The sequence below is a fragment of the Gilliamella sp. W8145 genome (assembly GCF_016101145.1).
Classification (GTDB): Bacteria; Pseudomonadota; Gammaproteobacteria; order Enterobacterales; family Orbaceae; genus Gilliamella; species Gilliamella apis_A.
In genome coordinates this window covers 390,384-402,180 of the sequence record NZ_JACFRC010000001.1, presented here as the reverse complement: position 1 = coordinate 402,180, position 11,797 = coordinate 390,384, and the positions used below count along the sequence as shown (strand labels likewise).

General features: G+C 36.0%; 12 protein-coding genes. 8 read left to right on the top strand and 4 right to left on the bottom strand.

Translation table 11 applies throughout. The features are described 5' to 3' along the window. Positions 1 to 63 precede the first annotated feature (63 nt). Positions 64 to 1,287 carry a molybdopterin molybdotransferase MoeA gene (gene moeA / locus H3T80_RS01735; RefSeq protein WP_198199632.1) on the top strand — a complete coding sequence of 408 codons (1,224 nt, stop codon included), beginning with the start codon at positions 64 to 66 and terminating at the stop codon, positions 1,285 to 1,287. Here the strand turns inward: moeA and H3T80_RS01730 are convergent. From H3T80_RS01730 to folB, 4 genes are read right to left on the bottom strand one after another with little or no spacing between them, the layout of a single operon-like run. Next, a complete protein-coding gene (locus H3T80_RS01730) occupies positions 1,279 to 1,707 on the bottom strand; it encodes an EamA family transporter (protein WP_086359021.1) in 429 nt (142 codons plus the stop codon). The genes moeA and H3T80_RS01730 overlap by 9 nt on opposite strands. A gap of 4 nt (positions 1,708 to 1,711) precedes the next feature. Then, positions 1,712 to 1,918 (bottom strand): hypothetical protein, encoded by a 207-nt coding sequence (locus H3T80_RS01725; RefSeq protein WP_110448097.1) that lies wholly within the window; start codon positions 1,916 to 1,918, stop codon positions 1,712 to 1,714. Positions 1,919 to 1,967: 49 nt separating this feature from the next. Beyond that, the gene (locus H3T80_RS01720; protein ID WP_198199630.1) at positions 1,968 to 2,966 is read right to left on the bottom strand and encodes an MBL fold metallo-hydrolase; all 999 of its coding nucleotides are present in this window, start codon (positions 2,964 to 2,966) and stop codon (positions 1,968 to 1,970) included. Between the two features lie 20 nt (positions 2,967 to 2,986). Further along, entirely contained in the window at positions 2,987 to 3,355 is a 369-nt protein-coding gene (gene folB, locus H3T80_RS01715) for a dihydroneopterin aldolase (RefSeq protein WP_198199628.1), read from the bottom strand. 98 nt (positions 3,356 to 3,453) lie between these two features. Between folB and rsmE the strand changes: the two genes are divergently transcribed. From rsmE to nifJ, 7 genes are all read left to right on the top strand, one after another. Continuing rightward, positions 3,454 to 4,179 carry a 16S rRNA (uracil(1498)-N(3))-methyltransferase gene (gene rsmE / locus H3T80_RS01710; protein ID WP_198199626.1) on the top strand — a complete coding sequence of 242 codons (726 nt, stop codon included), beginning with the start codon at positions 3,454 to 3,456 and terminating at the stop codon, positions 4,177 to 4,179. 196 nt (positions 4,180 to 4,375) lie between these two features. Beyond that, entirely contained in the window at positions 4,376 to 5,332 is a 957-nt protein-coding gene (gshB, locus tag H3T80_RS01705; RefSeq protein ID WP_198199624.1) for a glutathione synthase, read from the top strand. Between the two features lie 2 nt (positions 5,333 to 5,334). Continuing rightward, positions 5,335 to 5,790 (top strand): GNAT family N-acetyltransferase, encoded by a 456-nt coding sequence (locus H3T80_RS01700; RefSeq protein WP_198199622.1) that lies wholly within the window; start codon positions 5,335 to 5,337, stop codon positions 5,788 to 5,790. Positions 5,791 to 5,811: 21 nt separating this feature from the next. Beyond that, positions 5,812 to 6,369: a YqgE/AlgH family protein gene (locus tag H3T80_RS01695; protein WP_198199615.1), complete on the top strand. Its 558-nt coding sequence runs from the start codon at positions 5,812 to 5,814 to the stop codon at positions 6,367 to 6,369. Between the two features lie 3 nt (positions 6,370 to 6,372). Continuing rightward, complete coding sequence (gene ruvX, locus H3T80_RS01690; RefSeq protein WP_232350072.1) at positions 6,373 to 6,789, top strand: Holliday junction resolvase RuvX; 417 nt, start codon at positions 6,373 to 6,375, stop codon at positions 6,787 to 6,789. Between the two features lie 95 nt (positions 6,790 to 6,884). Further along, a complete protein-coding gene (gene purM / locus H3T80_RS01685; RefSeq protein ID WP_198199613.1) occupies positions 6,885 to 7,922 on the top strand; it encodes a phosphoribosylformylglycinamidine cyclo-ligase in 1,038 nt (345 codons plus the stop codon). Between the two features lie 289 nt (positions 7,923 to 8,211). Then, positions 8,212 to 11,754, top strand: a complete 3,543-nt coding sequence (nifJ, locus tag H3T80_RS01680) for a pyruvate:ferredoxin (flavodoxin) oxidoreductase (protein WP_198199611.1) — start codon at positions 8,212 to 8,214, stop codon at positions 11,752 to 11,754. The last annotated feature ends 43 nt before the right edge of the window (positions 11,755 to 11,797 follow it).

Here is an 11,797-nt window from a genome sequence, read left to right as displayed (position 1 = left end):
TATCTGCTCTCAATTAACTACTTGTCTAACACCACGGAAAATCGATTATAAGGAGCTTCATTTATGTTATTAACCTTTGAACAAACCAAAAAAAATATACTTGAAGCAACATATAATCATAAACCGACTGGAGAAAAAGTAGCATTATTTGATGCCTTAGATCGAATCACTGCTGAACCGGTTATTTCTCCCATTAATGTACCTAGCTTTAATAATTCGGCTATGGATGGTTATGCTGTAAGATTATCTGATATCAATCAATCAACGTTATTACCGTTAGCAGGAGTAATTTACGCAGGTGACGATATTTCATCACTAAATTGGCCTAAAGGTAGTTGCTTACGAATTATGACTGGTGCACCAGTTCCTAACGAAGCTAGTGCAGTTGTAATGCAAGAAGAGACAGAACAAACTGAATCAGGAATTAAATTTTTACAAGAAATAAAACCAGCTAGTAATATTCGTTATATAGGTGAAGATGCTAAACAAGGTGCGGTTATTGTCGAAAAAGGTACTCGATTAACTATTCCGACTTTATCCAGTTTAGCAACACTTGGGATTGCTGAGTTAACAGTATATCGAAGGTTAAAAGTTGCAATATTTTCCACCGGTAATGAATTAACTGAGATTGGCAGCCCATTAGCAAATAATAGTGCAATTTATGATAGTAACCGATTTACCCTCAAATTATTATTAAATAAATTAAATTGTGAAATTATTGATTTAGGGATTATTGTCGATGATCCGAGCAAAATTAAGCAAACACTCGAAACCGCATCTAAACAAGCTGATTTAGTGATTAGTAGTGGCGGTGTTTCAGTCGGGGATGCTGATTATACTAAAATGGCACTAGAGGAACTGGGTAAAGTTAACTTCTGGAAAATTGCCATAAAACCAGGAAAACCGTTTGCCTTTGGCAATATAGGTAATGCGTTATTTTGCGGATTGCCGGGTAATCCTGTTTCAACTCTCGTCACTTTTTATCAATTGGTTCAGCCATTAATTTTAGCGCTTGCTGGACAAAATTTAACAGAAGTTGAGTTATCACTTAAAGCAAAAACAGCAACAAATCTGAAAAAAAGTATCGGTAGATTGGATTTTCAACGAGGTGTATTGCAAATTTCAGCTAATGGCGAGTTAGAGGTTGTCTCAACTGGTCAACAAGGCTCCCATCTCACGCAATCGTTTAATCATGCTAATTGCTTTATCTTACTTGAAAAAGATAGAGGCAATGTAACCAAAGGTGAGATAGTAACTGTTGAGCTGTTTAATACACTATTAAAATAGTGCAACTAATATCGCCCCAGCAGCTATCATGGCAACGCCTATAGCCGAAAGAAATGAAATTTTTTCGCCAAATATGATGGCTGCAAAAATAACCGCAAAAACGACACTAAGTTTATCAATGGGGGCGACTTGCGATACTTTCCCTTCTTTTATTGCCATAAAGTAAAATAACCACGATAACGCCCCAGCAACGCCACTCAATGCAATAATAAGCAGTGCTTTTTTATCATTAAAAAAAGTATTAATTAAATTCAGTTTTCCCTGTACAACAACAACACCAACTAAAAATACTGCCATCACTATAGATCTAATTGCTGTCGCAGTATTAGCATCAAGATGTTGTAAACCAATTTTACCGAGAATTGCTACGCAAGCCGCAGTAATCGCCGATAATAATGCATAAATAAGCCAAGCACTCATTAAATTAATACCTATCAATTTGGAATAAATATTGTTGATTATTAGAATTTCTTTGACATTGCTCTGATTTATTCATTACACCACGGCAATCTTCGAGAACGCCATGAGCTTTTGACCAATGATATTGTTTACCTTCATCATTTTTGCCACCGCAAGCAGTTAAACCTAAACTAAGCGTTAAACAAGTCAATGCAATAATTACTGATTTCATCATATTTCCCTCTCAGATATCAAAATGTAGTTTAAATTATTATTGCTAATTATTTTAGTTCATTATTGCGCTGATTGATAGCTAAGCTATCACCTATTTTTAATATATAAAAAGCTCTATCTTTTTTTAATGAATTTAATAATGTTGGTGGCTCGTCTAATGGCTCATCAGCCAATTCAAAAGCACCCCAGTGGATCGCAATGGCTGACTGGCAATTTAATTCATCATAAAGTTGTACAGCTTGTTGTGGATCTATATGCTGCGATTGCATAAACCAACGTGGTGCATAAGCACCAATTGGTATCAATGCAAGGTCTATTTGCTTAAATCTATCAGCTATTTTCTTTAAGCTTGCGCAATAACCTGTATCCCCCATAAAGTAGACCGTTTTAGTTGATAATGGTTTATCAATACTTGTCTGCATAACCCATCCACACCATAATGCTTTATTTACATCAAATACACCTCGATTACTCCAATGTTTTGCTGGCGTAGCAGTAAACGTAATTCCATTAACATTGGTCGATTGCCACCAATCTAACTCAATAACTTGCTTGGCCCCCCATTTTAATAGTTTTCTTTTAAGTCCCAAAGGCACCAGAATAGTAAGTTGTGGAAACTGAGTTATAAGTTGGCGGATACTATTAAAATCAAGATGATCATAATGACTATGAGATATTACCACCACATTAATTGACGGTAATTTATCAATGGTAATTGCTGGTTTTGTTCGTCGTTTCGGCCCAATAAATTGCACCGGCGAAACTCGATTAGAAAAAACTGGGTCGGTTAATATCCATTGTTCATTAAGCTTTATCAAGGTAGTAGAATGTCCGATCCACCAAACTCTATCACCGCTTAAGCTAATATCAATTGAGCTAACCCAATTTTGGATGAATGCTTGATATCCGCCTTTCGGCGGTAACACTTTACGTTGCTGTCGCCAACGCAAAGCATCAGTTAATTTAATTGAAAAAGGTTCAGTATTATCAAAACCTTTCTTTTTATGATGTGACTGATCACATATTATTTTGTTCGCTTTACTCATTAAGGGATATCTAGTTGTAGTTATTTAGCGCTGCGTTCTATTAATACCGCAACGTTACCAGCATTAGCAATGGCATCAGGTTTTGACACTTTTATTTTCAACCATTGTACCGAGAATTGCTCAATGACTAACATTGCGACACGTTCAGCTACAGTTTCAATCAACTCAAATTTATTTCTTTCAATAAACGACGTTATTGATTGTGACACAACAAAATAGTCTAAACAAAACTTCACATCATCACTTTGCCCAGCAGGTTGATTATCCCATGCCATTTCAAGATCAAGAACTAACTTTTGTTTAATCTTTTTTTCCCAATCATAAACACCAATTGTGGTATAAGCCGTTAGTGATTCAATGAATACTCTATCTTTAATTGTTAATGTCATATTCTATTCCAAATATAGATATTGTTTAAAATAGAGATTACCGAATCTTAATAAATTACGCTATAATTTATTTTAAATAATAGTAAATAATAGTTTATATGACGCGAATTTTTCAGCCTTACACAATCAATCAAAATAGTTTGATCACTTTAGATGGTAATGCTTTTAATCACCTTATTCGAGTATTAAGAATGAAAACGGGGGAATCAATTACTCTTTTTGATGGTTCCAACCAAATTACGCCTGCCGTAATACATGAAGTTAATAAAAAAACGGTTATTGTTAAAACAGCAAACAGTGTGTTAGATAATCGAGAATCACCATTAAACATTCATTTAGGACAAGTGATTTCTCGTGGTGATAAAATGGAGTTTACTATTCAAAAATCGGTAGAATTAGGTGTTAATACCATTACCCCCCTACTTTCAGAACGTTGTGGCGTCAAACTCGATCAAGAAAGACTTGAAAAGAAAGTTCAGCAATGGCAAAAAATTGTTATTTCGGCTTGTGAACAATGTGGACGAAATATCATCCCAAGCATCAATCCAGTAATGAAATTAGAAAATTGGTGTGCAAATTTAACCGATAGTTTAAAACTTAACTTACACCCTAAAGCCGAACAAGGAATAAATCAATTACCGAATGATAACAAAAATATTAGTTTATTAATTGGGCCGGAAGGCGGCCTATCTAATGAAGAAATTAGCATGACTCATCAATATCAATTTACTGATATTTTGCTTGGACCGAGAGTATTACGTACTGAAACAGCGGCGTTAACTGCAATAACAGCCCTTCAAGTTCGTTTTGGTGATTTAGGTTAGTAGCAGGAAATAAATAAGTTAACAAATGATTGCTTTGCTTATTAATCGGTAACGGGTATGATAGTTGAAAACTTGATTATTATTGCTAATACCTCTTTCTACCTTGATTTTATATAAATTATTAAATAGGTAGAGCAGCATGCAAATCATCAACACCGAATTCAGTAAAATCAAATATAATCAGTAAGGAGTTACCATGATCAAACTTGGTATTGTTATGGACCCCATTAGCCATATCAAATTAAAAAAAGATACCAGTTTTGCGATGCTACTTGAAGCACAAAAACGCGGCTATCAACTTTATTATATGGAAATGAATGATCTGTTTTTACGCAATGGAGAAGCTAGTGCAACAACACGTACAGTAACAGTTCATAACAATAGTGAGCATTGGTTTGATTTTGGAGACGAACAGACTATAGCATTAAGTGAACTTGATGTAATATTAATGCGCAAAGATCCGCCTTTTGATACTGAATTTATCTATGCAACCTATATATTAGAGCGTGCAGAAGAGAAAGGAGTATTGGTAGTAAACAAACCCCAAAGTCTGCGTGATTGTAACGAAAAATTATTTACGTCTTGGTTTGCTGATTTTACACCTGAAACCTTAGTTACTCGCCAGACATCACAAATTAAGGCTTTTCATCAACAATATAATGATATCATTTTAAAACCACTAGATGGCATGGGTGGTTCGTCAATTTTTCGAGTAAAACAAGATGATCCTAATGTTTCGGTAATTATTGAAACGCTTACTCAACATAATACCCGTTATTGCATGGTGCAAACATTTATTCCTGCAATCAAAGATGGAGATAAACGGGTTTTAGTTGTCAACGGTGTACCCGTGCCTTACTGCTTAGCAAGAATCCCACAAAAAGGGGAAACACGAGGAAACTTAGCAGCTGGTGGACATGGTGAAGTCAGACCATTAAGTGATAGTGATTGGCAAATCGCTAACAGTATCGGTCCAGTTTTAAAACAAAAAGGACTACTATTTGTGGGACTTGATATTATTGGTGACAAACTAACCGAAATTAACGTTACTAGCCCGACTTGTGTTCGAGAAATTGAAGCTGCTAACCCAGATTTATCAATCACAGGTTTATTAATGGATGCGATTGAATCAAGATTAAATATAAAGAGTTAAAAATGATTAGAGAATATCAAACAAAAGATTTAGATGCCATAATGACAATTTGGCTTCAAGGTAATGAACAAGCACATAATTTTATCGATCCTGAGTTTTTTAAACAAAACTTTGAATTAGTGAAGATGTTGATCCCAATGTCAACAATATATGTTCAAGATATCAATGGCGTTATGGTTGGTTTTATTGGCCTAACTGAAAATTATATCTCAGGTTTATATGTTGAAAAAAATTCTCGTCATCAAGGTACGGGGTCAGCATTAGTTGAAAAGGCCAAACAACGTCATAACGAATTAATGGTACATGTTTACAAACAAAATAGTGATGCAATTAACTTTTATTTATCACAAAATTTTGAAATCGTTGGTGAATCAATTAATGAAGAAACCAATCATCCTGAAATATTAATGCGCTGTAATGTTGAACATAAAGTAAAAATAGGTAAATGTGCATTATAAATTTAACGACAATGTGAGCATATGAATTTAAAAAATCATTTTATTATAGCCATGCCTACTGTTAATGACTCAATTTTTAGTCGTTCAGTAGTATATATTTGTGAACATAATCGTGATGGTGCAATGGGGATTATTATTAATAAACCCATTGTTGATCTCAACGTAGAAACAGTATTATCCCGTTTAGAAATAACCGCATCAAAAAGTTGTGCTGAACTTGAACACCCAGTGTTTTGTGGCGGCCCGCTTGCTGAAGAGCAAGGATTTATTCTTCATACTCCTCATCAAGGGTTTGCTTCAAGTATAAAAATTTCTGATGATATCATGATTACCACATCTCTTGATGCATTAAAGTCTATTGGCTCACCAGAACAACCAAAAGATCTTTTCTTAGCATTAGGTTATTCAAGTTGGCAATCATTACAACTTGAAAGTGAAGTAGCAAAAAATGATTGGTTAGTTACCGATGTAGATCCTGCAATTATCTTCGAGGTAGCTATTGAAGATCGTTGGCAGAAAGCAGCTGAATCATTGGGCATCAATATTAAAATGATTTCACCTCAAATGGGTAACGCATAAATTATGGCTACCATCATTGCATTTGATTTTGGTACAGCGAGCATCGGCGCAGCTATCGGTCAAGATATAACCAAGACTGCGAATCCACTTTGTTCATTTAAAGCTCGAGATGGCATCCCTAATTGGCAGGCAATAGAGAAAGTACTTAATGAATGGAAACCTGATTATTTAGTGGTAGGATTGCCACTAAATATGGATGGCACAGAGCAACCGTTAACCGCAAGAGCACGCAAATTTGCTAACCGTCTGCATGGAATGTTTGGCTATCAAGTTCATTTACAAGATGAACGATTATCAACCGTTGAAGCAAAATCACATATTTTTGCTTCACGTGGCTACCGAGCCCTTGAAAAAGGCCATGTCGATGCGACTTCGGCAATTATTATTTTAGAAAGTTGGTTCGAAAATAGCGAATCTTGATAATCAAGAAATTATTTTAACAATAATTAGTCGCCAATAAATTTCATCCTTGCTAAAATAACAAGCAATTTTTTCTATTGAAAGGACTGCTCCCCGTGTCAAATAATAAATCTCTTAGCTATAAAGATGCTGGTGTCGATATCGATGCTGGCAATGAATTGGTTAATCGTATTAAATCTGTCGTAAAAGAGACCAAACGTCCTGAAGTTATGGGTGGACTTGGTGGTTTTGGTGCATTATGTGCAATTCCGGAAAAATATAAACAACCTATTTTAGTTTCAGGTACTGATGGTGTTGGCACTAAATTACGCCTTGCAATGGATTTAAATCGCCATGAATCAATTGGTATTGATTTGGTTGCTATGTGCGTTAATGATTTAATTGTTCAAGGAGCTGAGCCTTTATTTTTCCTCGACTATTATGCTACTGGCAAATTAAATGTTGATGTTGCAGCGACAGTTGTTACAGGTATTGCGGAAGGCTGTAAACAATCCGGATGTGCATTAGTTGGCGGTGAAACTGCAGAAATGCCTGGTATGTATCATGGCGATGATTATGACTTAGCGGGCTTTTGTGTCGGTGTAGTTGAAAAATCAGAAATGATTGATGGTAGTAAAGTTCAAGATGGCGATGCACTAATTGCCCTTGCCTCAAGTGGTGCGCATTCAAATGGTTATTCATTAGTACGTAAAATTATCGAAGTTAGTGGTGTTAATCCAGCAACAGAACAATTAGACGGAAAACCATTAGCAGATCACTTACTTGCTCCAACGAAGATTTATGTAAAATCAGTACTTGATTTGATTTCGAAAATCGATGTTCATGCTATTGCACACATTACTGGCGGTGGTTTTTGGGAAAACATTCCACGAGTTTTACCTGATAACACTCAAGCTGTTATTGATGAATCTAGTTGGCAATGGCCGGCCATCTTTAATTGGTTACAACAAACAGGTAATGTAAGCCGTCATGAAATGTACCGTACTTTCAATTGTGGAGTAGGTTTAATCATCGCTTTACCAAAACAGTTAGCCGAGCAAGCAATTAATTTACTTAATCAGCATGGTGAAAAAGCTTGGTTACTTGGCGAAATAAAACACTCTTCATCAACTGAACGCGTTGTTATTCGGTAATATATACAATATCAATTTTTGTCTAGTAATTGTGACTAACCAGCTAATATTACTGGACAAAAATCATCGATATAAGAATCTTCAAAAAAATTCCTTGTAGTATCAACCTAATATTTACATTTTATGTTTTTCAATACCAAAACCCTTCCTTATTTATTTTTACTAAAAACGTATAGTTAGCCAAAAATTTAACTTAAAAATAACTAAAAGCTATCTTAGTTTCTGGTACAATAAGCAAAATTATTATAACTAAGTAATGTCATAATACTCTAAGATACAAGGTTTTTTAATGATCATATCAGATGCTAATAGTGCGGTGTCATCTGTCGCATATCGTGCAAACGAAGTCATTGCTATTTATCCAATAACGCCAAGTTCATCTATGGCTGAACAAGCCAGCACGTGGGCGGAATTCAATAAACCTAATGTTTTTGGTGATACGCCGAAAGTCGTTGAAATGCAATCCGAAGCAGGAGCAATATCAACCGTACATGGCGCATTAATGACTGGGGCATTAGCAACATCATTTACTTCATCGCAAGGTCTGTTATTAATGATTCCTTCGCTATATAAAATAGCTGGGGAATTAACACCATTTGTATTACATGTTGCTGCCCGTACTGTTGCAACTCATGCCTTGTCTATTTTTGGTGATCATTCTGATGTTATGTCTGTCAGGCAAACTGGTTTTGCCATGTTGTGTTCTAGCTCGGTACAAGAAGCACAAGATTTAGCCTTAATCTCGCAAATTGCAACACTCAATAGTAGAGTACCATTTATTCATTTTTTTGATGGTTTTAGAACTTCACACGAGGTAAATAAAATTTATCCAATCAGTGATGAACAGATTCGTAATTTGCTTCCCCATCAAGCTATTGATGCTTTTCGCCACCGCGCCTTAACGCCTGATAATCCAGTTATTCGTGGTACATCAGCTAATCCTGATACCTATTTCCAGTGCCGTGAAGCAGTTAATCCATATTATGAGAATACTTTCAATCATGTTGCTGATGCTATGCAAGCCTTTGAAAAAGAGACAGGTAGGAAGTATCAACCTTTCGAATATTATGGCGCAAAAGATGCTGAACGTATCATTGTCATTATGGGCTCCGGCGTCAGCACCACGAAGGAAGTTGTCGATCATCTGATTAAAAATGACGAAAAAGTTGGTGTCGTTATCGTAAGATTATTCCGACCATTTTCAGCAACTCATCTACTTGACGTTATTCCGCAAACTGTGAAAAAAATCGCAGTACTAGATCGTACTAAAGAACCTGGAGCACAAGCTGAACCTCTTTATCTAGATGTAATGACAGCCTTTGCTGAGAGTTTTTCACGTGGCGAACGAAACCATTTACCGCAAATTATTGGTGGTCGTTATGGTTTATCATCGAAAGAGTTCGATCCTCGCTGTGTATTAGCCATTTTTAATGAACTGACAACAGAGAAACCTAAACCTCGTTTTACCGTTGGGATTTATGACGATATAACCGGTTTGTCACTACCATTACCAGAAAAATCCATCCCACAAAAATCAGCACTTGAAGCACTATTTTATGGTTTAGGCAGTGATGGTACGGTTTCAGCGACCAAAAATAATATCAAAATCATTGGTGATAGTTCACCATTTTATGTACAAGGTTATTTTGTTTACGATTCGAAAAAAGCAGGTGGTTTAACCACGTCTCATCTTCGAGTTAACCTTGAACCAATAGATTCACCATATTTGATAACCAGCGCCCATTTTATCGGTTGTCATCAAGATCAGTTTATCGACAAATATCAAATTGTTGAAAGATTAAAAGATGATGGTATTTTCTTACTAAATACACCTTATAGTAAGGATGAAGTTTGGCATAGATTACCTAAAGAAGTGCAAATTCAATTAATTAAGAAAAAAGCACATTTTTATATTATTAATGCAGCTAAAATTGCTCGAGAATGTAATTTAGGTGCAAGAATTAATACGGTCATGCAAGCTGCATTCTTCCATTTATCAGAAATATTTAAAAATGACTTTAGCATTTCACAGCTAAAAGAAGTTATTGCCAAAAGTTACAGCAGTAAAGGACAAGATATTGTTGAAAATAACTGGAAAGCACTCGATTTAGCCATTGCATCTCTTGAGCAAATTCCATTAAGTTGCGTGGATGAAAGTAGTTCATCACGTCCGCCAGTTGTGCCAAGCAACGCCCCTGATTTTGTTAAAATGGTCACTGCAACTATGTTAGCTGGCTTAGGTGATAGTTTACCTGTTTCAGCCTTTCCACCCGATGGAACATGGCCAGTTGGCACCACCAAATGGGAAAAACGTAATATTGCTGAAGAAATACCAATCTGGCAACCTGAACTTTGTACTCAATGTAACCATTGTGCAGTTGCTTGTCCGCATGCAGCCATTCGAGCAAAAGTTGTTGAACCAGAAGATATGATCAATGCACCAGAATCACTAAGCTCACTTGAAGTAAAAGCTCGAGATATGAAAGGTCAACGTTATGTTTTACAAGTTGCGCCTGAAGATTGTACCGGATGTAATTTATGTGTTGAAGTTTGTCCTTCACGTGACCGTAATAACTTTGATGTTAAAGCCATTAACATGCGTTCACGAATTGACAATTTAGAAACTCAGCGTGCTAATTATAATTATTTCACCGACCTTCCTGATCGGGAAATCAAAACGCTAGAACGAATTGATGTACGTACATCACAACTATTAACACCATTATTTGAATATTCTGGTGCATGTGCTGGTTGTGGTGAAACACCATACATCAAACTACTAACCCAATTGTACGGTGATCATCTCGCTATTGCTAATGCAACGGGTTGCTCGTCAATTTATGGTGGTAATTTACCATCTTCACCATATACAACCGATCGCAATGGCCGTGGACCGGCTTGGGCAAATTCACTATTTGAAGATAATGCCGAATTTGCACTTGGTTATCGTATTACTTATGATCAACATAAAAAACGAGCATTACGTTTGCTTGAACATGTTGCCGGTGAGATTTCGCCAGAGATTGTTATTAATTTACAATCACCAGATTTATCAATTGATGAAAAACGAACTCAAGTTAATTTATTACGTCAACAATTAGCGCATTTAACTTCAGCTGAAGCTAAGGAGTTAATGCAAGATGCTAATTATCTGATTGATAAATCAGTATGGGCTATTGGTGGTGATGGTTGGGCTTATGATATTGGCTTCGGTGGACTCGATCATGTAATGAGTTTAACCGAAAACGTTAACATCTTAGTGCTCGATACCCAATGCTACTCGAATACAGGAGGACAGCAATCTAAAGCAACACCGATGGGAGCTGTATCCAAATTTGCAGATTTAGGTAAACATAAAGCTCGTAAAGATCTTGGGGTCAGTGTAATGATGTATGGCCACGTTTATGTCGCTCAAGTTGCTTTAGGTTCGCAATTGAACCAAACACTTAAAGCATTACAAGAAGCCGAAGCTTATGATGGCCCTTCTCTGGTTATTGCTTATAGCCCTTGTGAAGAACATGGTTACGACTTATCTAAATCTCATGAACAGATGAAAGATTTAGTTAAATCTGGTTTCTGGCCGCTATATCGTTATGATCCACGCCGCATGCAAGAAGGGAAACCAGGTTTAGTGTTAGACTCTAAAGCACCAAACAGTCAATCATTAACGGATATTTTACTTAAAGAGCAACGTTTCCGTCGTTTAGAAACACTTGAACCAGTTATTGCCAATACTTTACATGAGCAATCAACTAAAATGGTAAATTCTAAATATAAATTCTTGCAAATGCTGGCAACCTATTCTGATATTGAAACACCAGCAGATAGTTAATAACAAAGTAACTATCAGGCAAAAATAGTCTTAGTTATGAGGT